The sequence below is a fragment of the Paenibacillus sp. OT2-17 genome, assembly GCF_009827695.1.
GTDB lineage: Bacteria > Bacillota > Bacilli > Paenibacillales > Paenibacillaceae > Paenibacillus > Paenibacillus polymyxa_B.
Map to the genome: position 1 here is coordinate 19,070 of NZ_WUDQ01000006.1, position 24,761 is coordinate 43,830.

28 protein-coding genes, 1 tRNA gene and 1 pseudogene are annotated in these 24,761 nt (G+C 40.5%); 13 read left to right on the forward strand and 17 right to left on the reverse strand.

Annotation, left to right across the window (positions count from 1 at the left end; genetic code table 11):
- Positions 1 to 117 precede the first annotated feature (117 nt).
- On the forward strand, positions 118 to 1,539 hold the full coding sequence (locus tag GRP75_RS03350; protein WP_023986752.1) for a hypothetical protein: 1,422 nt from the start codon (positions 118 to 120) through the stop codon (positions 1,537 to 1,539).
- Between the two features lie 317 nt (positions 1,540 to 1,856).
- On the opposite strand, the gene GRP75_RS03355 is transcribed toward GRP75_RS03350, so the two are convergent.
- Positions 1,857 to 3,032 (reverse strand): MFS transporter, encoded by a 1,176-nt coding sequence (locus GRP75_RS03355; protein WP_160788597.1) that lies wholly within the window; start codon positions 3,030 to 3,032, stop codon positions 1,857 to 1,859.
- Positions 3,033 to 3,056: 24 nt separating this feature from the next.
- Complete coding sequence (locus tag GRP75_RS03360) at positions 3,057 to 3,875, reverse strand: MerR family transcriptional regulator (RefSeq protein WP_160788598.1); 819 nt, start codon at positions 3,873 to 3,875, stop codon at positions 3,057 to 3,059.
- A gap of 310 nt (positions 3,876 to 4,185) precedes the next feature.
- Here GRP75_RS03360 and GRP75_RS03365 point away from each other — a divergent pair.
- Positions 4,186 to 4,246: transfer RNA gene (locus GRP75_RS03365), tRNA-Thr, on the forward strand.
- A 404-nt stretch (positions 4,247 to 4,650) separates the two neighbouring features.
- Here GRP75_RS03365 and GRP75_RS03370 read toward each other — a convergent pair.
- The 5 genes from GRP75_RS03370 to GRP75_RS03390 form a co-directional block, all read right to left on the reverse strand.
- The gene (locus GRP75_RS03370) at positions 4,651 to 6,114 is read right to left on the reverse strand and encodes an oligosaccharide flippase family protein (RefSeq protein ID WP_160788625.1); all 1,464 of its coding nucleotides are present in this window, start codon (positions 6,112 to 6,114) and stop codon (positions 4,651 to 4,653) included.
- Positions 6,115 to 6,228: 114 nt separating this feature from the next.
- Positions 6,229 to 7,353, reverse strand: a complete 1,125-nt coding sequence (locus GRP75_RS03375) for an amidase domain-containing protein (RefSeq protein ID WP_160788599.1) — start codon at positions 7,351 to 7,353, stop codon at positions 6,229 to 6,231.
- Positions 7,354 to 7,377: 24 nt separating this feature from the next.
- Positions 7,378 to 8,013 (reverse strand): class F sortase, encoded by a 636-nt coding sequence (locus GRP75_RS03380; protein WP_237448906.1) that lies wholly within the window; start codon positions 8,011 to 8,013, stop codon positions 7,378 to 7,380.
- An 87-nt stretch (positions 8,014 to 8,100) separates the two neighbouring features.
- Complete coding sequence (locus GRP75_RS03385) at positions 8,101 to 8,412, reverse strand: hypothetical protein (RefSeq protein WP_160788600.1); 312 nt, start codon at positions 8,410 to 8,412, stop codon at positions 8,101 to 8,103.
- A gap of 113 nt (positions 8,413 to 8,525) precedes the next feature.
- Positions 8,526 to 9,308 carry a polysaccharide deacetylase family protein gene (locus tag GRP75_RS03390; protein ID WP_160788601.1) on the reverse strand — a complete coding sequence of 261 codons (783 nt, stop codon included), beginning with the start codon at positions 9,306 to 9,308 and terminating at the stop codon, positions 8,526 to 8,528.
- 423 nt (positions 9,309 to 9,731) lie between these two features.
- Between GRP75_RS03390 and GRP75_RS03395 the strand changes: the two genes are divergently transcribed.
- The 3 genes from GRP75_RS03395 to GRP75_RS29465 all read left to right on the forward strand — a co-directional run bounded on the left by GRP75_RS03395 (position 9,732) and on the right by GRP75_RS29465 (position 11,974).
- On the forward strand, positions 9,732 to 10,382 hold the full coding sequence (locus GRP75_RS03395; RefSeq protein WP_202403962.1) for a glycosyltransferase: 651 nt from the start codon (positions 9,732 to 9,734) through the stop codon (positions 10,380 to 10,382).
- 456 nt (positions 10,383 to 10,838) lie between these two features.
- Positions 10,839 to 11,720: a glycosyltransferase family 2 protein gene (locus GRP75_RS03400; RefSeq protein WP_053324514.1), complete on the forward strand. Its 882-nt coding sequence runs from the start codon at positions 10,839 to 10,841 to the stop codon at positions 11,718 to 11,720.
- A gap of 146 nt (positions 11,721 to 11,866) precedes the next feature.
- Complete coding sequence (locus GRP75_RS29465; RefSeq protein ID WP_023986758.1) at positions 11,867 to 11,974, forward strand: hypothetical protein; 108 nt, start codon at positions 11,867 to 11,869, stop codon at positions 11,972 to 11,974.
- A gap of 276 nt (positions 11,975 to 12,250) precedes the next feature.
- Here GRP75_RS29465 and GRP75_RS29470 read toward each other — a convergent pair.
- The 3 genes and pseudogenes from GRP75_RS29470 to GRP75_RS03415 form a co-directional block, all read right to left on the reverse strand.
- A pseudogene (locus GRP75_RS29470) lies at positions 12,251 to 12,528 on the reverse strand (ran-binding protein 10); the annotation flags it as partial.
- A 122-nt stretch (positions 12,529 to 12,650) separates the two neighbouring features.
- Positions 12,651 to 13,292 (reverse strand): hypothetical protein, encoded by a 642-nt coding sequence (locus GRP75_RS03410; RefSeq protein ID WP_160788603.1) that lies wholly within the window; start codon positions 13,290 to 13,292, stop codon positions 12,651 to 12,653.
- 278 nt (positions 13,293 to 13,570) lie between these two features.
- Positions 13,571 to 14,587, reverse strand: coding sequence for an SPRY domain-containing protein (locus GRP75_RS03415; protein ID WP_160788604.1), 1,017 nt, complete (start codon positions 14,585 to 14,587; stop codon positions 13,571 to 13,573).
- Between the two features lie 522 nt (positions 14,588 to 15,109).
- Here GRP75_RS03415 and GRP75_RS03420 point away from each other — a divergent pair.
- Entirely contained in the window at positions 15,110 to 15,925 is an 816-nt protein-coding gene (locus GRP75_RS03420; protein ID WP_160788605.1) for a DUF2935 domain-containing protein, read from the forward strand.
- Between the two features lie 134 nt (positions 15,926 to 16,059).
- Here the strand turns inward: GRP75_RS03420 and GRP75_RS03425 are convergent, their stop codons facing one another.
- The 3 genes from GRP75_RS03425 to GRP75_RS03435 all read right to left on the reverse strand — a co-directional run bounded on the left by GRP75_RS03425 (position 16,060) and on the right by GRP75_RS03435 (position 17,962).
- Positions 16,060 to 16,959: an alpha/beta hydrolase family protein gene (locus GRP75_RS03425; protein ID WP_237448907.1), complete on the reverse strand. Its 900-nt coding sequence runs from the start codon at positions 16,957 to 16,959 to the stop codon at positions 16,060 to 16,062.
- A gap of 77 nt (positions 16,960 to 17,036) precedes the next feature.
- Positions 17,037 to 17,402, reverse strand: coding sequence for a cupin domain-containing protein (locus tag GRP75_RS03430; RefSeq protein WP_160788606.1), 366 nt, complete (start codon positions 17,400 to 17,402; stop codon positions 17,037 to 17,039).
- Between the two features lie 17 nt (positions 17,403 to 17,419).
- Entirely contained in the window at positions 17,420 to 17,962 is a 543-nt protein-coding gene (locus tag GRP75_RS03435; protein WP_023986768.1) for a GNAT family N-acetyltransferase, read from the reverse strand.
- Between the two features lie 160 nt (positions 17,963 to 18,122).
- Here GRP75_RS03435 and GRP75_RS03440 point away from each other — a divergent pair, with 160 nt between their 5' ends.
- Genes GRP75_RS03440 through GRP75_RS03450 form a run of 3 tightly spaced genes read left to right on the forward strand, consistent with a single transcriptional unit; the run spans position 18,123 to position 20,135 of the window.
- A complete protein-coding gene (locus GRP75_RS03440; protein WP_160788607.1) occupies positions 18,123 to 18,977 on the forward strand; it encodes an aminoglycoside 6-adenylyltransferase in 855 nt (284 codons plus the stop codon).
- Entirely contained in the window at positions 18,961 to 19,554 is a 594-nt protein-coding gene (locus GRP75_RS03445; protein WP_160788608.1) for a dienelactone hydrolase family protein, read from the forward strand. Before GRP75_RS03440 ends, GRP75_RS03445 begins: the two co-directional genes overlap by 17 nt.
- Complete coding sequence (locus tag GRP75_RS03450; RefSeq protein WP_237448908.1) at positions 19,551 to 20,135, forward strand: hypothetical protein; 585 nt, start codon at positions 19,551 to 19,553, stop codon at positions 20,133 to 20,135. The genes GRP75_RS03445 and GRP75_RS03450 overlap by 4 nt, the downstream gene beginning before the upstream one ends.
- 24 nt (positions 20,136 to 20,159) lie before the next feature.
- Here the strand turns inward: GRP75_RS03450 and GRP75_RS03455 are convergent, their stop codons facing one another.
- The gene (locus GRP75_RS03455) at positions 20,160 to 20,849 is read right to left on the reverse strand and encodes an ArsR/SmtB family transcription factor (protein ID WP_160788609.1); all 690 of its coding nucleotides are present in this window, start codon (positions 20,847 to 20,849) and stop codon (positions 20,160 to 20,162) included.
- 98 nt (positions 20,850 to 20,947) lie between these two features.
- Here GRP75_RS03455 and GRP75_RS03460 point away from each other — a divergent pair, with 98 nt between their 5' ends.
- The 4 genes from GRP75_RS03460 to GRP75_RS03470 all read left to right on the forward strand — a co-directional run bounded on the left by GRP75_RS03460 (position 20,948) and on the right by GRP75_RS03470 (position 23,303).
- A complete protein-coding gene (locus GRP75_RS03460) occupies positions 20,948 to 21,577 on the forward strand; it encodes a flavin reductase family protein (protein ID WP_160788610.1) in 630 nt (209 codons plus the stop codon).
- 650 nt (positions 21,578 to 22,227) lie between these two features.
- Positions 22,228 to 22,488 (forward strand): recombinase family protein, encoded by a 261-nt coding sequence (locus GRP75_RS30405; RefSeq protein WP_337194206.1) that lies wholly within the window; start codon positions 22,228 to 22,230, stop codon positions 22,486 to 22,488.
- A gap of 13 nt (positions 22,489 to 22,501) precedes the next feature.
- Positions 22,502 to 22,939, forward strand: a complete 438-nt coding sequence (locus tag GRP75_RS30410; RefSeq protein ID WP_076158804.1) for a hypothetical protein — start codon at positions 22,502 to 22,504, stop codon at positions 22,937 to 22,939.
- 4 nt (positions 22,940 to 22,943) lie between these two features.
- A complete protein-coding gene (locus GRP75_RS03470; protein ID WP_028541164.1) occupies positions 22,944 to 23,303 on the forward strand; it encodes a hypothetical protein in 360 nt (119 codons plus the stop codon).
- A 25-nt stretch (positions 23,304 to 23,328) separates the two neighbouring features.
- On the opposite strand, the gene GRP75_RS03475 is transcribed toward GRP75_RS03470, so the two are convergent.
- The 3 genes from GRP75_RS03475 to GRP75_RS03485 form a co-directional block, all read right to left on the reverse strand.
- The gene (locus tag GRP75_RS03475; protein WP_028541163.1) at positions 23,329 to 23,727 is read right to left on the reverse strand and encodes a hypothetical protein; all 399 of its coding nucleotides are present in this window, start codon (positions 23,725 to 23,727) and stop codon (positions 23,329 to 23,331) included.
- Positions 23,728 to 24,044: 317 nt separating this feature from the next.
- Entirely contained in the window at positions 24,045 to 24,260 is a 216-nt protein-coding gene (locus tag GRP75_RS03480) for a helix-turn-helix domain-containing protein (RefSeq protein ID WP_237448909.1), read from the reverse strand.
- Positions 24,212 to 24,544 (reverse strand): RNA polymerase sigma factor, encoded by a 333-nt coding sequence (locus tag GRP75_RS03485; protein WP_028541161.1) that lies wholly within the window; start codon positions 24,542 to 24,544, stop codon positions 24,212 to 24,214. The genes GRP75_RS03480 and GRP75_RS03485 overlap by 49 nt, the downstream gene beginning before the upstream one ends.
- Between the last annotated feature and the right edge of the window lie 217 nt (positions 24,545 to 24,761).

The following is a 24,761-nucleotide window of genomic DNA, read 5'->3' on the forward strand; positions in this document are numbered from 1 at the left end:
GCTAAAAATCGAATTCTTACATTAGTTGCATAGTATATTGACAGGTGGTTAATTTTGGTGAAAAATGAAGTATGTTTTTAAAAATTATGGGATTTTTATGCGAAGGGTGGCTATGGCATGAAGCATACACCTACGATACGAGCAGAATTAGACAGATACTTAAAACAAGAGAGCATGAGTCTAACGCAATTCGGGCATATAGCAGGCATGAATAGGGGAATAGTAAGTGCTATTGTGACGGGGAATAAGTCTATGTCTGTTAACCAGCTTGACCTAATTACTGAAGCTATGGATTTACCGGAGGGCTACTTTTACGACTTATTTATAGAAAACTACATCATCGACACTCCCCCGAATATGAGACGAATCGAGCCGTTTTTGTTTCGCTGTGCGGAGTTGGACAAGCTGGATGCGATCCGTCGAGTGGTGGGAAGCATTATGGACAACGTACTCTATTCGCCTAAACTATTTGATATAGCAGAAGTACTATTAGCACAGGGACGACATGAGGCTGCATTGCTGCTCTATGAGGGCGTAGCTGAAGCGGAGAAGTACCAACATTCTGAACGTTTAGCCATCTGTCAATATCGTATATTCACGATTCAAGTTGGAGACGATCAAAGTCGCAATCTCAGTGCAGCTACGATATTTGAAGCTTTTATTGAACGCCTAGATGAAATAGACCAGCTTGATGCATTGAAGGACTTGGCTAATGTGTACAGGTCTTTGCGTAAATGGAACAAGGTAGATGAAGCGGCGAAAAAAATGAAGCAGAAGGCGAAAGCTCAATATTCGCTAAAACATCAACAAGAGAGTCGAGAGCGTGATGAGTCTGCCAAGAAGCTAAGTCGCCCGTTGTTTGTATATATTTCATATGCCGATTTATTGTGTGCAAGTGTCTGTGAAGCCCAAGGCGACTATCAACAAGCTCTAGATTATACATACACCTACGCTAATCTAGATTGGGTCAAAGAGACTGACGAAGACACTCAACACTGGGTTAGCTTGTTTAAAAGTTGGGCAGAAGGTAATACTTACGTATATAAACTGTTGTCAGGAGATATAAGTGTGCTTCAAGATTATGTTGAATATATTGCAGTGACATCAGCCACTAACGAGAATGAGAAAATCTCAAAACTGTTGAATGTTATAATTTCAGCAAACCAATATAACATAGATGTGGAAGGTATACTTCAACAATTTGAAGCCGAAATAAACGCTTTTGCACAACAGCAACCATCATCAGATGATATGTATACCCAACAGGTGATACCGGATTATATCGCGTGGTTTGGTTACGAGTTAGCTTATTATTATTTACATCGAGGCTCTTACATTGATGGTTTTAAACATTTGATGTATGCAATGGTAAGTTATCATACATTAAATAATGAGACTAATTTTATAAACTGTATGGGTTTGTTTTTACATTTTCGGGATTATGCGGTTTCAGAAACTAAAGCAGCATTTTTAAATTTCATTGAAAAGGTGTGGATGACCAATGTTAAAAAAAATGGTACTGCTGATCATCGCGGCTAGCTTTTTGTTTATTGTTACTGTGCCGGATCAAGCCCTTAACCACCACAATAGTATTCAGCCTTACGTTACCATCGGAGGTGCTTAAACGTAAGCAAAGCAACTCCCCGCTAACCTTAACTGGTCGGCGGGGATTTTTGTTGAAGGAATTACTACATCGTTCACCGAATGAATTATCGAGGTGATCAGCATGAACCATACATATAAAGTGTTAAATCGGATATAGAACTGTTTGCAGTTGCATTAATCTAGGTTCTTTCTTTTAATACGATATATTCCATCATTGAAATTGCACTGGATGTGGGTGTCCAGTCCATTTCTTATTTAGTAACTATAGGAGTTTTAGTCCTACTGCTCATTTTTTTAAATAGTAAGATGGCAAGAAGTAAAGCTATGCTTACAGCGGCAAAACCCAGCCAATTCAAATATAGGACAGATGTACGACTGATGACTAGCCCGCCTAATCCAGATCCCAGTGCAAAACCAAATTGGATGAACGAAGTATTTAGGCTAAGAGCAATGTCCGGATTTCGAGGCGCCAGAGTAACCAGATATAGTTGCTGGGCTGGGGAAATACTCCAAGTTGCTAACATAAAAATCATTAAAACCAAGATTAATACCAAGAGATTGACTCCGGCTAGAGCGAATAAAAGAAGAGTAGCCCCTTGTAACATGAGCCCGAGACAAATGGTAAATTTCGATCCCTTTGCATCTGCCAATTGTCCGCCCACTCTTGATCCGACAAAGCTGCAAATGCCCGCCAGGAACAGAACACCGCTAATTTCTGTCATGGAAAGAGAGGACGTGGCTTGCAAGAAAGGCGTAATATAAGTAAACAGTGTAGAATAGCCGCCGACATAAAATAACGTAATAACCAAGGCTATCAGAATGGTTGGATTTCTTAAAATAGAGAGCTGCATTCTTAGGGTAACCTTTTCTTCTTCTTTGATTGCCGGAACCTTTTTATAGATGATAAGTAATGGAAGAACACTTAATAATCCGATTAAAACAAATAGCACTCTCCATCCAAACATCTCACTAAAAAATGTGCCCATGGGAACACCAAGCACTAGCGAACTGCTAAGCCCCATCAAAATGATACCGATGGCATTGCCCCTTTTTTCTTTTTCAACGAGTCGTGTCGCTACTGCCATGGCTACAACGGTAGCGATTCCTCCGCTAGCCCCTTGGATAATTCGTATCCATAGTACTGTTTCATAAGCAAGATCTACAAACATAAGTCCGTTGCTGGCAATAAACACACCAAGGGTGGTCATTAGTAGTTTCTTGCGATCTGCATTGATCGTTAATGCAATCAAAATCGGAGCGACAATGGCCGCGGCGAGAGCAAACACAGTCACCAATAACCCAGCTTCTGAAGTAGATACTCCCAAGTCCACAGCGATCATCTCAATGACTCCCGTAATAATATATTCAATGGTTCCAATCAGAAAAACAGCCAGTGCCAGGACATAGATGATCCGTTTATTTTTCAATTTACCCCACTCCACCTTCTTCAGTTATCTATTTATAATGGGAATTTGTATTTCTATGAATTGTGCATCTCGTTCTGGAGTTAACGGTAAATATAATTCCCTACCTAATTCGTTTTCCTTGATTTGATAGTTATTTTTCTCAATCCATTTAGCTAAATGAATACAGGCCGCACCATCAAATTTTGAATTTGAATGAAAAGCCATTGTAGCCATCATCGGTTCAGGAGGAAGAATCCGTAGCTGAAATGGCTCTGGTGATGATTGCAGCTCACAGGTTAAAAAATAACCGACTTCAAACTCAAACTCATCCTCTTTTCCGTCGATGTCTTTCCACAAAACAACCTGAGGGCCTTGGATCAGTTGGCGAATTTCCGTTGTTAATAACTGATCAAATTGACGAAACAAATCCGGAATGTCCTCTTCTTTCCCGCATGTTTTCTGATAAAAAAACGATTGAGCACCATCTGCTTTGACTCTGATTTCTTGACCCGTTTCGAATTGCCCCTCTTTTTCTATAAGCTGCATACGCTCCTCAATCCTGACGAGTTTGGCTTGTTCCGTATCGATGATATGCTGGATTTCGCTTCTTTTCAGCTTAAACATGCCTTGAATATTCTCCAATGAAATATCTTCCTGAAGCAGCTGTTTAATTTGGGGCAATGTAAAACCCAATTCCTTATAGATTAAGATTCGGTTGAGCTCAAGAAGCTGATCTGCGGAATAGTAACGGTAGCCCGTATCGTAATCCACTTTTCTCGGCTTAAGTATGCCAATCTGGTCGTAATAACGCAGTGTTTTTAAGGAGACCTTGCTTAGCCTGGAAAATGCACTGATTTTGAACAAAATATCATCTCCAATCTATAACATAATGTGAGTATACAGTTTCCCGTGCAGGGGAAAGTCAAGGATGTGAATGCTTTTCCTTTTTATAGCTAAGATCGACTGCCATCTTTGTCACCACTCTATGGATTCTGTTGGTTCAAGCTTTAGTAATTGAGTTAATCTATCTATTGGAAAATACTTCCAAAAGATGCTTTTATTTATTTGAGAAATTTCTCTCATGCCGATTGTAGCACTAGCTATGGCCTAACTGTCCTTTAGCGAACAAAAGGATGCCACTTATCACGGCATCCTCTAGATATTCATTAATCTATCCTGAACTGTACCGGAACGCACTCGTAATGCGTAGGGCGGGGGTTCAATTCCCTTCACCAGCATAGCTAAAAACTCAAGCACAGCGCGGCTTCCAAACTTTTGGAGGACGCGCTTTTTTGTGATTTTGGACAATCTTCTACCATTTTAGTTTGAATCTATTGAAAGGTCAGTTGGAAATGAAGTACCGCAAATAAATAACATAGTCCTTACTCGTTCATCTGGCTTTACATATTTATAATCTAAAACTAAGTCTACTTCAGAAGGATTTACTGACAGTTGAGTTAGTAAAGAACCGATATTATTCCATTTTGATCTTGGTGATGGGCCGGTCACACTGCGGCTTGGTATGCGACATCACGATTAGTACTTGTTACTGGAATTGCATTTTAATCCGGGAACATAGAACTGAGCCCTATTTGTCTATATTGGGGTTAGTCCCCATAAACTACTCAACAGCTTTTCTTTATTCGTTAATGAATCTTTTTAATCGTACTTTCAAATACAGGACACACCAAAAACAGTAATGAACTATTTCTAAACCAATAAGGATTGCTTCTGACCAGCTAAGAAGAGATAAGACTTTGGAACACAATGTGCAAACAATAAGAATAGCTTCAAGAATCAGAATATCCAGAATTGACAAAATAACTGTTCGGGATATGGTGAATTGGAAAAATCGTAAAGATTTTAAATTCCAGGCAGTTGCGATTAGCTCCAGCATGATGATTCCCAGTGACATACCGACATATCCCAATCCAGGAATGGCAACTAAGGAATAAAGAATTATGAAGTTAACAAGGACTCCTGTGACAAGACCAATAAAGGGAGTTTTCTTCCGATTTTGCGCCCATAGAATACTTGTTGTGATTTCGCGCAATCCGACGAGCAGTGGTAACATTGCCAAGGATTTAATAGGAACCTCGGCATCATGTATACGAAAAACAAATAGAGAGATTTCAGGTGCATATTTAAAAATGAAAAATCCTGAGACTAATCCCCAAATCCAAGCTACCTGAAGGGCCGTATTACTTTTTTTATAAAATGAATTAAAATCATTATTTTTCCAATCGGCGGTTATTTTCATTGTGAGCGTATGGGTTAACGAGCCTGTAATCAAAGTAGGCATATAAGCAACGACTAGAGCGATGCCGGTAACAATACCGAACATCTCCGCTGCTTCTTTGAGCGAAACCCCGGCAATTTGTAATCGTTGAGGGATGATGATCGCATCCATAAAGTCGGAAGCCGGGATGAGCAATCGTGTTAGCGCAATAGCAAAGGAAGCTTGTACTACTAAAGGTAAATCTGTTCGAGTTGATGGGGAAGGCAAATCTGTAGAGTGACGATTGGACGTGAAAAAATAAGCAGCAAGCATAGCAAAGGCTAACAACGCGCCTGTAGAGGTTCCCAGTACCGCTCCACCTACGGCATACTCAATGCCGGATCTAATAAAAAGGGGCACTAGCCATATTAAAGTACCAATCCTAACAGTTTGTTCTATTATTTCCGAAAGGGCAATCGTGGTGTATCTTTCGAGCCCTTGCAAATATCCGCGCAGCAGACTCAGTAAGGGAACGGTAAATAGGGCAGGAGAGAGGTATCGAATCACAACATCAAGCTGTGGATAGCCAAGCAAAAAAGCGATCGACTTGGATTGCCAAAAGGTTAAGACACTGCATGTCAAACCTATGAGCATCAAGAATATCGAAAAAATTTTGAACAGTCGCCAGCCTTTTACTGAATTTTTGGCTGTAAACATCCCCAAAGCTGTGGGCAATCCACCTGAAATTATCATCAATATTAAGCTGTAGAAGGAGTAGGCTAGCTGATAGAGACCCATTCCTTCAGCTCCAACAAGTCGCGTCATAAATATTTTTCCAACTAAACCAATGGCCTTCACAACAATCATTGCATTTGCTCTCACCATGGTTTGTTTTAATATAAGAGGTAGTTTCAGATTTTTCACCCCATTAGAAGCTGTCCATATTATTCCTATGACAGAAACCTCCGGGATATGAATAAGTCTTAAGGATCACGAGACTTAGTCCTGTATATGAATTAACAAATATTTGGTATGTTTATCCCACCCCAAGTCAAAGGGAACTCTGAAACGGTCAGCGGTATGGGAATTGACTAAAGGATAGCCACTCTGATCAAATCCGACTACAACTGAGAAGTGGTCTACATCGCCTTTTAAGACGTAAGCAATTAAATCACCTGGAAGTAACTGGGGTTTGTCAAGATGCAGCTGCCGTTCATTGACGGATTGAACAATATCTGAGAAGCTGCCTTGTCCAATAATTCTTCCATAGCCGGAGCGTATAAGAAAATTTCTAAATGCGTCTGTCTGAACCCAGGCCTGGCTTCCACCATTGCCATACAAGTAATGCCAGCCTGATTTCATAGGCAGCCCTCCGCCTTCTTCCGCATCCCCGATGACTTGTGAGGAGAAGTTGGTACAGTCGCCTCCCTTGGAGTTATAATCCAAGTATTTTTGATTATATCGTTGACCATTCCCTGCCCCCCATGTCGTCCCTGCATATTTATTCGCATAGTCAATGGCGCGGGCTCTGTTATATTTATGAATAGCTCTCTCTGTTGTTGCCGGATCCTTATGGGGAGAAAAAAATAAGTCGGATTTTTGAATCTTTTTTGAATTCTCTTCCAGAGGATCTGAATACCATTCTCGTTCCACGTACCAACGTTTATCCTTTTTTCTTAGTGTAATACCATGACGTGTTCCAATTCCAAAATCATGCCGACCGGGATAGCTGTGAATATACTCATAACTCAATTTCAAGGACTGAACAAGCGAAATTTTGGCCGTATCACCTAATACTTCTATACGGGCTACCCGAATTGTGCTTTCCGCATTCACAAATTTCATTTTACGATGCCTAGCCCATTCATGAATATATTCGGCTCTGTTCATTTCACGATGGTACGCATAGTTGCTTCGTTTATCTGTTATCAAGTAGTGGTTCTCGATGTGCTTTTTGTCCTGATCCATCAATAACCGAGTACGATCATCAAACAATTCTTGAAGAAATGGGATAACATTATCTTGTTCAGCTGGCTCGGCTTGTGCACGAAATAAAAAAAGGCTGTATACAGGGATTAATATTAAAATCATGCACAGCAGTTTCAATTTTTCTATCCTAGGCACATTTATTCATTCTCCTTGAAATGGTTAATTGTTTTTGAAATTGTCCTTGTTCTGAACCTTAAGTTTTTCACAGGCTGAATTCATGTGTGCTAATTTGGTGAAGATAACCAGTCGCCCTTCATGTTCCTTCTTGCTTCGACTGTAGCGCCCGGCACAGGTAATTAAGTTTAAACGGCGCTCTTCTGTAGGACCAAAAATCATTTGAATCGGTGCTTCGGGTGTTAGGTAAAATTTTACGGACTCCACTACAAATTGAAGCTTGCAACCATTATCGCCAGTTACATACACGTGATCCCCTCTTTTCAATTTTTTAAGGGGATAAAAAACTGCCGGACCCGTATATGTATCGACATGCCCGTCCATAATTGCATTACCTACTGCCCCTGGCAATACAGCGGTAGATAAATAACCTACTCGATCCGTGTTACCTGGAACGCCCATTTGACCATTTTCTAAGTAGGTTACCGGTTCTATAATCGAATGAATACGAACCGCAGGAATATCGATTTTATGTGGAATGATCCCTAAAAAAGGTTTATTTATAACCTGTATGGGCTTTGCCTTTTGAGTTTGTTGAATTTCAGACTTATGCGAGGCACGAGTAGAGTTACCACGATGTTCAGCTGAAGATGAACAGCTTGCAGTAATCAGCAGAATCAATAGTATTGTGACGCGACTGAACCACTTATTTGTCATATGAAGAAGGAAAGAGGGGATATAAACGCCCTCTCTCCCTTTTAGCCTCCTTTAATTCATTTGCTCGCTTGCGCCACCAAATCCAGTTTTCGGTAGTTTAGTAGCTTTTGCTTTTAAACTCTTCGCATGAATGCTCTTTTCTCCAATGATTTTGGCTGGTGCAGCTTCACGTGCATGGAGCTTGTGAGCTTTCTCATGTTTGCTCTTCGCATGCAGCTTGTGTTCGTGTTTCGCATGAGCTTTAACCTTATGCTGGTGCATTTTGTGTTCATGCTTTTCCGTTGCGGGTGCAGATGCAGATACCATCGATCCTGCTGACAGAAATACAGCCAGGGATGCTACAGCTAATATCGCTTTTTTCATGTTATTGCCTCCTTTAGATAGTTGGTAATTCGTAGATATATTCTCCGTACATAGAACGTTTTATGTAGCCATTAATTTCATAGGGAAGAATTGGTTTGGTTATTCCTCCCCTTTCATTTATTGACCTCAATCAGTCCTTCGGGTGTGGCACGATTGTCAAGCAGTTCGGATACGGTAACGAAGGTAAATCCTCTTTTTTTCAGCTCAGGCAAAATGATTTTTAAAGCCTCAACGGTTTGCGTACTTTTATATACATAATCGTGCATAAGGACAATATCGCCGTTACGAGCATTACGAAGTACTTTGTTGACGATGCGGTGCACACCTGGTTTTCGCCAATCCAAGGTATCCTGATGCCAGGACCATAAAATCATTTTTAGCCCTTTTTCTTTAGAAAGTTTGACGAGCGAGTCGGTGTAGGAACCACCAGGTGGACGGAAAAAGTGGGTTTCTGTACCCGTTGCATTAATGATGCTGGCTTGGCCCTGATCAATTTCAGACAGGGCTTTGTTGGGGGAAATACGATGGAAAGATGGATGATGGAAGGTATGGTTGCCGACATCATGTCCTTCTTTTCGTTCCCGTTTCACAATTTCAGGGAGTTTTTCTACACGGCTGCCGACAACAAAGAAGGTCGCTTTGGCATCATATTGCTTGAGCAAATCTAGAATGGCAACTGTTTTGCTTTCGTCCGGTCCGTCGTCGAAGGTGAGGGCAATAAGCTTGCGATGTGTAGGAACTTCCCATACAATATCACCTCGTTCTTCGTAATAGGTTCTTCCTTTTGTATGTGCAGGAGATGAGGTGGATTGTGCAGTTGTATATGGAGCAGGGAAGAAGCTGATGCACAGCAAAGAAGTTGCGATCACAGAAGACATCAATCGAATGTTTTTCATCGAGTTTACTCTCCGTTCTAGGTTTTTCAGTTTAGCTTGCCATGAAGAAGTGTACGCCATTCCTCGCTCGAATAAGTTATTTTCACAAATAGTATTTTCAATTTATTTCGATGTACATGGTTTCGCATATACTGGGAATTTTTGGCGTAAATTAGAGGTTGCTATTCTTAAGAAGGAACCAAGATCAAAAGATCATCATTCTGATGAGAGACGACGAGAGGTATTTTGGAGACCATTGAGGCATTTGTCTCGTTTTTTGTTTCCTTCTAACAAAACGTCTAACGGCTTTGGAATATGATCGTGCATGGCTTCGCACAATGGTGGAAAGCTGTAAATAATCAATAATCCTCTGTATAAAAACGGATATTTCAACCATAATAAGCCAGCCTGTTTTATTCCAAAAGTACAGAGGGGTAGATGAAATTGAAAAACAAATGGCTGTTGGCATTGTCGTTAACCTTGGCGCTCGTTTTTAGCATGACTCCGTTAGTAGTCGCGCAAGCGAAGGTAGGGGAGGAGAAGGATTCTACTTGCCTAAGTTCCAAAATGGTGCAACTGAAAGGCGATATGCAGAAGGTATGGATCGACCATACGATATGGACGAGGAACTATATTGTCAGCGCCATATCTAATCTTCAAGATCAGAAGGACGTATTGGACCGGCTTTTACGGAACCAGCAAGATATAGGCAATGTGATCAAGCCTTATTATGGGGAAGCCGCTGGTAATAAGCTGGCTGATCTTCTGAGGGAGCATATTCTAATCGCAGGGAAAATTGTAGCGGCTGCTAAAGCGGGTAATCAGGCGGATGTGAAAAAGCTAGAGGCGGATTGGCGTACAAACGCCGATGATATCGCCAAATTTTTAAGTGCAGCGAATCCGAACTGGCAGTTTAAAACACTACAAGATATGTTGTATACGCACCTTCAGTTGATTACGGAATTAGTCCTTAACTATATCAAAGGAGATTGGAAAGCGGGTATTGCATCAACCGACAAAAACGAGATCCATATGATTCATTTAGCGGACATCCTGACAGAAGGCATTGTCAAAAAGTTCCCTGGAAAATTTTAAGTGAGCACTATAGCTGCAAAGCAGATTAGCTTTCTATAATCACCCCAAAGGGTGGTATAGAAAGCTTTTTTATCGGTTTAATGAATCGTTAATACAACTATGAATGCAGTCGGTATGTCGAACCGAAATACGTTCTCCCACAAGCTCAGTTCTATTGATTCTATTACGAAGCACTCGTAATGCGTAGGCCGGAGGTAAGGTGGTTAATGAATGAAAAATTTACAATAATCCTATTTTATTTCAATAATCTTTTTAAAAGGGGAAATTATATTGTCAGTTCTACAAGTTCTTTTTAGTTAGGACCTTTTTTACCAAGAAGCCGCCTCGAAACGTATTCCAATACATATACTTAGAACATGAATATATGAAGAACTAGTTTTCGAGAAAAATAGGGAAGTTGCTTTTATGTAAAATAATATTTTCTTAATTTAAAATGTAGAATGGAGGGAAGTTCTTGTGCCACGAGCTTCAGTTATACTGCCAGTTTATAATACTGTGGCTTTTGTGTGGGAAGCAATCCACAGTATTTTAGTTCAAACCTACTCCGATTTTGAATTAATTATTATTGATGATGGCTCAACAGATGGATCTGCTTTTCTTATTTCACAGATAACAGATCCTAGAGTGGTTAAAATCTTTCATAGTACCAATCAAGGTTTGGTCGCTACTTTAAACGAGGGATTCAATAGGGCAACTGGTGAATATATCGTTCGTATGGATAGCGATGATATTTCTACGCCTGATCGATTGGATGTGCAAATATCATTTATGGATCAAAATCCCTTAATTGATGTATGCGGTGCTGCTTTTACTACTTCTAGTGGAGGAGTACTTAAGGTGAATCCGGCCAGTCATGAAGAAATTAAAACATGGTTGTTATTTCATTGCTGTATCTGCCATCCTGTCACAATAATACGCAATAGCATGATACATCGGCTAAACATTCAATATGATAGTAATTATCCTCATGCCGAAGACTACGAAATGTGGAACCGATTAGCTTCACAGGTACAAATAGCGAACCTCCCCATAAACTTATTGTATTATCGTCAACATAAAGGACAAGTGTCCAATCAACACAAAGCAATACAAGACGCCACTGCTCGGAGAATTCGACAAAGACAGTTTAGCCAGTTGGGTTTGGAATTATCAGATGAAGAGAATCAGATTATGCTGGATATTCTTGAGTTTAAAATTAATCCCTATGATTATCATTGCTACACTAAAGCTGTAGGATTTGCGAATTGGGTGTTGGATCAAAACTGTAAGTATCAGATTTACAATCAGGAACTATTAAGCATGGCTTTTTCACGGTGTATATCCCATCTCCCATATTAACAAAGATATCAGCAAGCGATTGGAAAGTATCCTAATATTCCGCGGGCATACGTAAATGGGGTGTTTTATGTTTACCTGAATGCCCGGTCATAAAACATATTTACACATATATTAAAATGACGACAAAATAAAGGAGGGCTAAAGCTATGAGCGGATGTGCAGGTGCAGCTGTTTGCGGTGTGTGGACTTCTACAGCGGCCATTTTGGTGCTCTATATCCTCTTGGTTATCATCCTTAAATCATGTTGGGTTTAATTTTGTGAAAAGAATTGTATGATAATGACCCATCAATCAAATTCAACGACTTCTTTCTTTCATAATCTACCCGAAATTAGATTAGATAAAAAGCTCTGCTAACCTTATGGGTCGGCAGAGCTTTTTTCTTTTGAACAATTTCCTAATCACTTTAAATATATCAAACATGCTGCGATTGTACACCTTATTGTAAGCAACCTTGCGTGGGTTTCTGATCCACTTAAGCCGCGAGGCATCTTGAGTCCTGCACAGTGGACAGTCTACCTCTCTTGTTGTTTATTTCGTTGAATACTCGCTTACTTCAAATGTAAGGATTTTGTTGGATATTACGTAGTCCTTACGGTTAATGAATGGACCTTTGTTATTTTATGCTTATCAATGGCAAAGAAAGAAGCACCTCTACCGGCATCTTTAGCATCTTACCAAGCGACAAAAGCATTCAGTTCTTTTTTACTCAGATCGAATTCTTTATCCAATCCATTGTCCATCGTTACAATCAAGATGGCACGGTCACCACTAGGTTGTTCTGGTTCGGTTGGATCAGACGGATCGGGCGTGGATTTCTTTACAATAGCATCAGCTTATGCGAGTTTAGCAGTTTCAATATGTATCGTCTAAACAGTTTAATTCTGTTTTTGCTAAAGAAAAAGCCCCGAAGGGCTTACATGATTAACATTTATTGATTTTCTTTCGCGAGAAAAGAAGCTGCTAACAGTGTAGTATTCGTATAGCCACCTGAAACATTTTCATATGAAAAATTAGCGATAGGAACTCCAATAACTGTAGCAATGTCTCCTTCAAAAATTTCTCCACTTGCTCCCGGATAAACTGCCATTACTGTATTATCATTTTCATCACTAATATAAACGATAGCCGTTGTCCCTATAGGAATGTTATCTTCCTCTATATCTATTACATCCCCGCTTATTTTTACAAATCTGTTTAAGTATAAGTTCAAATTTTTATTTAAGTGTTTTGTTGTTACGGATTTGTCTACTAGATTAATGACTTTGCTTTTATCTGTGGAAGGAAATAAGTCACTGTTTTTAGCAATGAAGTCATAAGAGGTTTGTTCCATAGAAGCTTGATCTTCTGTTAACACGGGTGTTCCATCTTTCAAGAATTCAGCAAATAAATATTGTTTATCTGTGACCTCATTTGTAGAAGCTTGCTGAGCAGTATTTTCATTGCTTACTGTTTGTTCAGTAGCAAAGGACGTGCTTGAAGACCCAGACCTTGTCGATGTTTCTTTAAAATTGCTTCCACAAGCTGTTAGAGCTACAGAAAGTAGAGCAATGGATAGAACTTTTTTTAACATGACGAATTCTCCTGTGAGTATCCTCATCGGTTGAGGTAGTTGCTCATCTTATCTTGTTACCTTTATTATCGAATATTAGTGTTGAATACATAAGCAAAGCACAGCTTCCAGACTTTTTGGAAACCGTGCTTTTTTGTTGAAATAAAATGATTTGCAAACTTTTAGTCTAGAAAACATGTGTCGTCCAGTATAGCAATTTAGGCGTGATTTTGAGATTAGAGTAAATATCAAGAAGGACTTCATTAGCATATTAGCCGATATGAAGTCCTTCATCATGTTTATTTAGTTGAATATTCGCTTACTTCAAATGTGAGAATTTTGTTGAAGATTACGTAGTCTTTGCGATTGCTGAATGGACCTTTGTTGTTGTTGTGCTTGTCAATGGCAAAGAAAGAGGCACCTCTACCAGCATCTTTAGCGTCATACCAAGCGATGAAGGCATTCAGTTCTTTTTTACTCAGATCGAATTCTTTATCAAATCCATTGTCCATCGTTACAGTCAGAATGGCGCGATCACCAGTTGGTTGGGAGGTCCCATCTGTATCCGACGGATCTGGTGTAGTAGACGGGTCAGGCTTTGTAGATGGATCCGGTGTTGTAGACGGGTCAGGCTTTGTAGACGGATCCGGTGTTGTAGACGGATCAGGCTTTGTAGATGGATCCGGTGTTGTAGATGGATCAGGCGTTGTAGATGGATCAGGCGTTGTAGATGTACCCGAATCTTGATAAGGTAAAAAACCTTCTGGTACAGAATATTTAAAAGCGCTCGCTCCAAAATTAGCTTCGTAAGTCATAAATCCACCAGTTCCATTCATGACCATCGGGAAGACCTGTGTTCCTTCTAGTTCAGATGGTTTAACGGTGTTGGCTCCTAGGAAAACGCCATTCTTGTACCAAACAATTTTATCGTTATCTAAGTCCAGTGCAACACCGATAACATCATTAAGTCCAAACGTAGGACCGTAAGCTGTTCGTACATCTGATGTAATATTATTTATAATTTGACCACTATAACCGTAGTATGCTTGATATTTCGGACCAGATTCACCTGTTATTCCTACTAATGAAATACTGTGGCTAACCTTTACTTCCCAATACCATTTTCCTTTTGTTTTTCCTACTGTCGCTTTGTCGCTTTGTCCTACGTTCCCAAGAGTAGTTACTACAGACCCGTTTTTCCAAGTTACATTAGTAGTCTCAGCTTTTGTAACGGTAGGGAACAATGAGAACACCGAAGCTCCAATGAGAAGGGCTAACACTATTGTTCCTAATTTTTTGAATATAATATTTTTCATGACTTCCTCCTAAATATATGTAATAACAAGTGAATTATAGAACTGGATTGGGAGAATTGTCCAAACATTAAATGATATAAATTCAAATATGAGTATTATTATGAGATTTAATTTGTTTCAGGGGAACGTAGGTCATCGAAAGTATAAAGGCACTAGTCATTAGATTGGAGGTTTCGAAGATACATCCGATTAAGCTTGGCATTTGAGGATTATGGGGGAGTAGTAGAGGAGGTTAAGCCAGAATCAGTTAAGATAGCGGATAAAATTTTATGCGAGACCAGCTTGAATTTCGAATACACCTAGTATCAGGAGAGCGCCCGGAATGATTAATAACTCCGACGGTCAATAGCTAGTACAGAGAAATATTTCACGTACATAAATAAGGTAACAGAGTTACGAGTCTCAATAGCTCAACTTCGGAATTAGATTAGTATGAGGCGTAAGAATCAATATTCATAATGACAAGGCTTATTCCATATGACTAAGTAAGTGCTTTTTTGCTCACATAGAGGAGGGATATGGTTGGATGCGTTCGTTTCACGCTCATTAGATGAAATACGATTTTGGTCCAGGATCATGAAGGAGCATTCCTTTTTTCTGGGGTTAGGTTTTCGAGCGGAAGATACTCAACTTAAAACAGAAGCCAATCGGTTCTACACCATTTTTGAGGAAATTGAGAAAAGGTCGCATGAATTTAATATCGAGACAGATCCTTATACAATCAAAGAGTTTAATACGGAAGTTCAGAATGCGGCGACGAATATTTGGGCATTTAAGAGAATGGTATTGGGCCTTATATTACAATGCAAGCTTCCTGGACAAACCAATTTTCCTTTACTGGTGGATCACATAAGCCGGGAAGCCAATTATTTCAGAAACCGTTTAGGAGAACTCAATTCAGGAAAGCTCGAACCATTACCCGATGCAATTATTGATGAAAATGTATTTTTCTTAAAAATCATGGCCGATCACGCAAAATTTATAGGCCATTTGCTTGATCCATCCGAGCGTAAACTGGTTGAACAAGCTAGGGAGTTTAGTAATGATTTTGATGCGCTGATGTTTCAAGCGATTGATTTAAGTCATATGCGGCCACAGTCACAAACCGTTCCACTCCTGAGTCAATTTGTTGATGAGAACCGTGTCTCTGTGAAGTCCTTGCGAGATTTTAAGAAAACAGCGCGTGATTTAATCGACGAGTGCCGAATAAAAAGCATCATCCATCCTTTATTGGCCGATCATGTATTTCGTGAAGCGGAGAGGTTCCTTTTTATTCTCGATATGTTTGATCAATCCTTATCAGGTGTTAAGGTAAATAAGAAAGAAATTATGCACTGAGAGAGCCCTGCAAAAAGAATACAGCTTCTGTAAAATATCCAGTGGAAATAAAGCTTTAGACTGAACAAAAATCAAACAGCGGCAGACCAAGACTTGAAAAATAAAGTTCTTAGGCAGCCGCTGTTGTCATCCAACTAACGTGTATGAGTACATAGAAAATCCAATATGTCAGCATTAAGCATCCGATGGAAATGTTCGCGATCAAAGCCGGGAGGGTCTTGCGATGGGAGAAAGGCCGGAGTCCTCATCGATTCCGGGAAAGGACTCAGAAAGGAGAAATGCCCGGCGTTTTTTACTGTTTTGTATTGTACCTTCTTAGGATCTGGCACGCCATCCAATATTAAACGAGCGTGTAAAGAAGGAGTGTACTGATCCTTCTCTGCATCCACCATTAAGATAGGTAGATTAACTGCACGCAAGCTACCTTCAGCTCGAAACCAGACCGACGCTGGCGCTAGTAAAACGAGACATTTTACTCGGTAATTTGGTGTAACCTCTATAAGCTGGGGCTTTCCGTCCGAGGTCTCGTGAGGCAAAGAAGTCGGCACGCCACCCGCCGCCGCTAATGCCGTGTAACCGCCCATGGAATGTCCGATGAGAGACACAGCATTCTGTATTAATTTGTCCTTGAACAGCATACTATCGAAAAACCAGTCGGTGACCATATTAAGGTGTCTAGGTCTATAGGTAAGATTCTGTGCTGTTCCTTCCAAACTATTGTCATTTCGATTGTTAAATGGATGCTCTGGAATGCCGACAATAAAACCATTGCGTGCTAAATGCTGCGCCAAAATCCGATACACAAGCGGCGTACTGCCAGTACCGTGAGAGATGATAACCAAAGGGAATCTTCCTTCTGATGGCTCTGCCTCTCTCGCCAACTCTAACTGGTATGGACCCAATCGCTCTATTTGTTCGGGCTCGTCCGCTGGATACATTACCGTCATGGGAAATGTAATGCCTAGGGAGGAATCCTTTATTTCTACTTCTCGCCATCCTGCATAACTATTCTTAAATTCTGCGTTTCTTATCATCCACCATACCTTTCCTTTCTCGAATTAGCACAAAATACGTATGTTTATTCTGTATTAAAGCTCGTCATTATTGCATTTTAAATCCAAATATCATTGACTGCCGTTAATTCTGACTCTGCTCCTCCAGTATTTACTACACCTCTCGGCTCTACTAGCATGATATGGCACTCCTGATGTGCGAATGGCTTGTGTTCGACCCCCTTAGGTACAATAAACATTTCTCCCTGAGAAACCTGTACCCGTCCATCTCTAAAATCAATGAACATCTCGCCTTCAAGTACAATAAAGACCTCGTCGGTATCTTGATGATCGTGCCATACAAAATCCCCAACTATTTTCACCAATTTAAATTGATAGTCATTCATTTCACCAATAACTTTCGGAGACCAGTGATCACTAAACCTAGATAACTTTTCATGTAGTTTGATTGATTGATACTTCATAATACCCTCCCTTTAAACTAGATATCCTCAGACGGATTTATAATCGCCAGTACCTGGTGATCCTCCCACTTTCCGTTGATCTTTACGTTACTTCGAGAGATGCCTTCTTTGTGAAAGCCAGCCTTCTCAAGCACACGGATGGATCCTGGATTACGAGGAGAGGCTTCCCCGAAGATTCGGTGAAACTTTAGCTCATCGAAAGCATAGCGAACCACCTGCTTGACCGCCTCCGTCGTATAGCCCTTGCCGTTATATGCTTGGTCTAGGCTGTATCCGATCATACAGCTTTGAAGCGGCCCCCTCACCACAAAAGATAAATTTATGCTGCCTATAATCCGGTCGTTCTCCTTGTGACATACCACGAAGGAATATTTCCGGTCCTCCATCATGTCGGCCTTGCTCTTAATAATCGTCTGGAGCTGGTGCTCCTCCGTATAGTACTTCTCTTGGGTGTTTGGCGAAAACTCCTCAAAGAATTCCCGATTGCGCTTGTACATTGCTGTCAATTCTGCGGCGTCCGTCTCCTCAGAGAACCGGATGTATACTCGCTGCTCCGACATCTGCACCATCCTTCCAAACTGTAATATTGAAAGAATTATATCACAGGCTGAAGATTGGGAAATTGATTTGATGAATGGTGTATATCAATGTTAACTAAAAAATATATACCGTAATTATTGGATTAGATATAATGTTTTCTAAAAAAGGAGGCTAGATCGTATGAATAATGCTTACGAAGTGCTTGAGGAGCGTATATCCGAATGGGGAATCTCTAATGAAGAAATTATTGCGGTTTATATCGTTGGGTCCCGGGCAAGAGAGGACAAACCTTTTGATGAGTTTTCTGACTTGGATGTAGTCGTCTTTTCAACGAATCCAGATTACTATCTTCAAAATGATCAATGGTTACTAAACATTGGCAAGGTTTGGACCAGCTTTATGTTTCGAACGGCAAAAGGAGATCCGGAAAAACTCGTTCTCTTTGACCAAGGGGCTGAGGTTGATTTTCTATTCCGTCATACATCCGATCTGGATCATATAATCAAAAATGGGCGTATTCCTGAAGGGTTTCAGCGGGGGGTTAGGATGCTGTTCGATAAGATGGGAAATGGAAACCAAATCATCCCTCAAACCACTACGATCCCGGGTACTCCTCCGATATCTGAAGATGCTTATCTACAGGTTGTTAATATGTATTGCTTCGCCTCTCTGTATGTGGCTAAACAAATTTTGCGCAATGATCTGTGGGTAGCTAAGCAAAGAGATACGGACTGTAAACAATTATTGCTGCAAATGATAGAGTGGCATGCAAAAGCTGTACATGGATCGGAATATGATACTTGGCATGCAGGGAAATTCATAAATGAATGGGCTGATCAAGATGTCGTTGCTGATTTGAAAAAATCTTTTGGGGAATACGACCCCAATCATAGTTGGGAAGCACTGATCGTATCCTTGGAGTTGTTCAAACGGTTATCCTCGGAAGTGGCAGCTAAGTATAAATACGCGCATCCGAATGAATTATTTTCCCATATTCAAGCCTGGTTAGGGGGACAATATGATAAGCATAGATAAAAAGTCAGACATCCTAATCGTCGTGCTGCATGAGATTTATGGGATTAACCAGCATATACAAAATTTTTGCAGCCTATTATCGGATCAGGGTTATGACGTCATTTGTCCAAATTTACTAGGCAAGGAAACACCTTATGACTATTCGCAAGAGGAAACTGCCTACACCAATTTTATGGATAATATAGGATTTGACCGCGCTTTCTATCATATCGAAAGTTTATTATTAAGTATTCGAGCTCGTTATAAAAAGGTATTTATCGTCGGCTTTAGCATAGGGGCAACGATTGCCTGGCTGTGTAGTAAAGAAAAGTATGTTGATGGAATCGTAGGATACTATGGCTCTCGTATTCGAAATTATTTAGAAATAGCTCCACATTGTCCAACATTGCTTTTTTTCCCACAGGAAGAACCATCATTTAATGTGGATGAGCTCATTTCAACTTTAGACAACCGTAATATCCGGGTACATAAATTCAGTGGACAGCACGGATTCAGTGACCCGTACTCTCCCCGATATAACGTACACTCAGCTCAGCAATCATTTAAAGAAATGGTAAACTTCTTCAAGGAAGGTTGATCAATAAAAGCAGTCGTTTGCTTCCAGCCCACACCTTTTTCATTGCTATTGCCAATTCAAACAGTCTGCTTAACCCAAGGTATCTGATTAACCAAAGTGGTGGCCTCATTACCGTACCTGGACACTTATTAAGCTATCGTCTGGGAATGACGTTTAAAAGAATGGCTAAAACCAACGGCTTCGCCAGAGGAGTCGTGGAGGCGATTGGTGTGGAACAACGGGTGAGAGGCGATTCGGGAATCAAGATTTTCCGTGATCAAACCGTCATTCGTTTTACCCAGGGACGAACTGGGCCTGGAGATTCAGGTTCCGTATGGCTGAATGACAGTAATGATCGGTTGAACAATTATGCGGCCGCGGTCCATTTTGCCGGATCTACCGACGGAACGCGTTCCGTATCTTTCCCGATTGAACGAGCGATGAGAACGTATGGAACCTTGGTCGCCATCCCGGCTGGAGCTGGAAGATATAAAGCAGGTGTGGCAAAAGGAAAGGCTCCAAAAAACAATTATGCCTATGTCCGTCCAATGACGAGAAAACAACTGGCCTTGTCTCCAGTCATAAAATCCAATGCGGAATAAGAGAAGGACTAGAACTATGATGATCTAGTCGACCTCTATCGAAAATATCTCTTTAAAACCTCTTTTACCATCGGCTGTAATACGTATCGCTCGGGTTGTGGGCAGACGCTCGATCCAATTTAATTCGAATAATCTGTCCAGAACAGCACTTCCTAAAGCACCTGCAAGGTGATGGCGTCGTTCACTCCAATCTAGGCATTTATGTGAGAAGGAGCGGCGCTTGTGTCTTGTTTGTGTAAGGTCAATCTGAAAGTCAGTGAAGAAAGTCTCTCCTTGTTCCGTGATATGAAGCCCGTCCTGATCTTCGGAAAGAATCCCCTTTTGAATGAAAAAACTCATGAGCTGCACGCCTAATTGACCCGCAACATGATCGTAGCAAGTTCTTGCCAACCGTAGGGCCTCGTTTTCGGAGGCATGTTTGAATGAATGAATGGGAACAGGTGGAGCTATGGATAAAAGTGACTCCATCACCTGGGCAACTTCGGGGTCTTGAATGCCAAAGTAACGGTGCCGCCCCTGTTTTTCCACAGTAACGACTTGTGCCTCGGTCATTTTAGCCAGATGGAAGCTGGCCGTTTGCGGTTTGATGCCTGCCATATGGGCCAATTCACTTGCCGTGTGGAACCTGCCGTCTAATAAAGCGGTGAGTATAGCTGCACGGGAAGGCTCGCTAACAAGAGAAGCAATCATGGCTACATTTGATTTGGTGCTCATGGCACGGTTATCCCCCTTTGTAATCCATACTTCGATGAAGGTTGAAATATTTATATTTTATAATAGGGAGGCAGATCTGAATAGAAGGAGAAGAGATAATGAACCCAATAAATCAGATGAATGAGATGAATTATAGTCCAGACGTTAAAACGATTAATCCTAGCATTTTATATTACGGAACCCCTGTGATTTTACTCAATACGCTGAATGAGGATGGAACAACCAATATTAGCCCCATTTCCTCTTCGTGGGCATTAGGAGATTGTGTGGTATTAGGCATTGGAACAGGTGGCAAAGCATTAGAAAATATGGAGCGGCATTCCGAATGTGTAATCAACGTCCCGGGGCCTTCAATGTGGGAAAATGTAGAACGTTTAGCCCCTTATACAGGCAAGAATCCTGTTCCAGCGGAAAAGAAGGAACATGGATTTATGCACCATAAAGATAAGTATGAGATCAGCGGACTAACTTCGATTGAGTCGAATAGGGTCAAGCCCGCCCGAATCAGGGAGTGCCCTATTCAAATTGAAGCTAAGGTGAAGGATGTGAGAATCCCTAACCATTCTCCTTATTTTGCGATCGTCGAAACTCAAGCCATACAGGTGCATGTTCATCAGGATATGATCCTCGGTGAGAACCATATTGATCCGACAAAGTGGAGCCCACTCATCTATAATTTCCGTCATTATTTTGGCCTGGGTGAGCATTTGGGCAAAACCTTCCGATAATGAGTGGGACAAGGTAACTGGTGGGGAATGACACGGCGAAGCTACCCGAAAGGGGGGGCTGCCGTGTCTCTTGATTTGTATCTGAAGCTTTTGGACGTTGTGCGGAAGCTGGTTGGTATTATTATTGGCATAAGTATGATAGTAAACGTCTATAAGCGAGCGTGAGACAGGAGAAAACCACCGGGAATAGGTATGGAGCATATTGGCGCGGTCAATCTTCGGCTGCTGCTTCAACTACTTTATCAAGCGTTTTTAAGGAGCCAAGCAAGGCGAATATGCGGAGTGGCTTGGCATGTATAAGCCCGAATATCTCAGATAAAAAAATATTATAGTCATGGCCTGTATATAAAAAAGCCTAAGAAACAACTAAAGAAGCTCCAGCCTTCGCCATCGGTATGGAGCTTCTTTGATTTGTTCAGCCATTATTTCGCGTCCGAATGCAACGAACCGGCTACGCCCCATACTTCTACATTAACTTTGTTTGAACCGTGTATATCTTCCGGAAACTTTGTGAATGGATTCCTAAAAGCATGCTTTTAGGAACGGTTCTAAATCAGTCTACATCATGTTCCGAAATGTGTATAAATCACTATTGGAACGTTCCTATATTAATGGTGCACTTTTTTGGAACTGAAAGGACGATGCATCACATGGTAAAAATGGCTTATGCCCGGGTGTCGGCCAAAGGCCAAAATCCAGAACGGCAGCTCCTAAAATTCCGGGAGTTGGGCATTGAGGAACGGTTTACTTTTATAGACAAGCAAAGTGGAAAATACTTTAACCGGATACGATATAACGCCATGCGGCTGATGCTTCGGGAAGGGGATCTGTTATACCTGTATGCACTTGATCGACTTGGCCAAGATATAATGGCATTTTGTGCGAGTGGAAATATATTACCCCTGAGCTGAAGGCCGACATTTTATGCATAAGAATGAGAGCTTATTTGATAGTCACCGTTTCAAGGCCCTGGGTGATATAGGCAAGCTACTGGAAGACCAGTTTCTTAGTATGCTGGCATGGGGAGCCGAACAGAGGACCGGAAAAAGAATCGTGTCAGGCAAGCAGAAGGGATTGCTGTTGCTAAAAAGGAAGGTGGGGAGTTTGGTACGGCCCAAGAAACAGATGGGTTCGATATTTACTCAGGTGTACGAAAAATGGAAAGCCAATGATTTTACTAGAGTCGCGGCCATGAATGAATTGGGCGTGTCGAAGAGAATCTTCTACCGATACGTAGCCGAGTATGAAATACAATTATTAAAACGGATAAAACCGATCTTGTGGTTACAAGTATATTTATTTTATGGAATCTTCATACACATACTGTATAATAATTGTAAAAGAAGTAAGGGGAGAAACTGAAACTATGCTAAAGAAACCCTATTATTCAATTGTCCTTATTTTGATTGCTTTCTTGGCCACCTTAACATTGCGTATTGTTTATCATCCATCTCATTTTATTTATGATTGGTTGATGGCTACTTACGCTATTCGTTTGATTGGTCGAGCTTTGTACGAAAAATACCAGGCTAATCAGAGAAGCAGGATTAAAAGTGATACAATTGTAGAAGTGATTATGATTATAATTTCATTCGGAGTTATCATATTTTTATTTCTGTCACAAGAAACATGGATGCATAAGCTGCTTTTTCTAATCGCAGAATTATATTTCCTCATTTACAGTAGTGTAACTTTTACTGAGATTATAAAAAAAGGGCGGAATTGATCCGCCCCTTTTTTATGTTTACTGCTTAGACTGCTTCATAGGAGACTGTCGTATAATAGGTGTAATAACCCATTGTCGGACCTTCATGCCATTCCATCCAAATGGTCGATACTACTTTGAATCGGGTGTACTGTCTAGGATTATCGACTAGATTTTGCAACAAACCTACAAAATTCTGTCTTTCAGTATAGGTGCTAATATCCTTAAGAAGGGCTGCCCCAGCTACAACAGTAGTAATTGCCCCCAGCCATGCTACAATCACAGGTGGGATTTTTGCTTTAAGGGCGTTAGAACAAAGTTTATAACCGAATGCACCAATTGCATATCCTAATGTCGAAGCGGATTTTCCAGTATATTGTTCGATCATTTCCTTTAATTGATCTTTTGAAAGATAGGTTGCGTGTTGAGAATGAATTTGTGCCATAATTTATTACCTCCCGAATTTTTATGAGAGAATTGATGGAGTCGCTGACATCTAAATGGCTCCACATTTTTTGACGTCAGTCTTCAATTCCCTCTCACTTATGTAGGTGATTTAAGGCTGTGAATTACAACCAAATCGTGAAAATTGCGAAGTCATGAATTTTTGTGATTCATGTTCTTTACTCGATTATCCCTACACTTATGTAGGAGTTAGGGACTGAAACTACACAACCTGAATATGAAATTTTTTCTGGATCAAGAAGACTAAATAAGCTGCTCACGGTAGGGCACCGGAAGCAGCTTATTGCCAAGGGCTCTTTATTTTTTCATGATAAACTCAAGAAGTTCGGTTTTCATACTCTGGATCGCATCCTCTTTTGGCATACGGATAAATTCACTTAATCGTTTAATATCTGGATCGAAGTATTGAAAAATTGCATTCATTGCCTCTACATCGGATTTGGTTTGGGCAAGTTCTACTAGTTTCATAAACTCATCATCTGACATAAATCGTGTAGCGCCTTCTTTTTCCATTTGTTCACCGCCTGTTGTGTAATATGGAGTTCCTTGGCAACTTGGGCTTCTGTTTTATCGTTTATGTAAATTTCATAGATGACTTTTTTACCTATCTCAGACCTTAATCTATTAATATACGATTGTATCATTATTTTGTTATCAGACTCTTCCGAAAAAGAGGATTGAAAGAGATTAGGCTTGAATTCTAAAGAAATTTCACGTTTACGATTGCGTTTTGTATGATATTGAATTCTCCAAGCAATTCTATATAACTCGCGTCGGTAATCTTCAATAGCACCCATAGAAAAATTTCCTCCCTTATGTTCATATACGTACATATAAGGTAGGAGTTCTCAAAATTAATATAACAACCAATTTATAGAATGAATTTTCTTTTTTTAACGAATATAATAAAATTTTGAATTATTTTGGAACTATTTGAAATTTCCTTTAAGAAGACGATATAGCGAAGCCAACTGCTACGTTTAGAGTTGTTAATTCGTATGGGGAGCTGAAGGA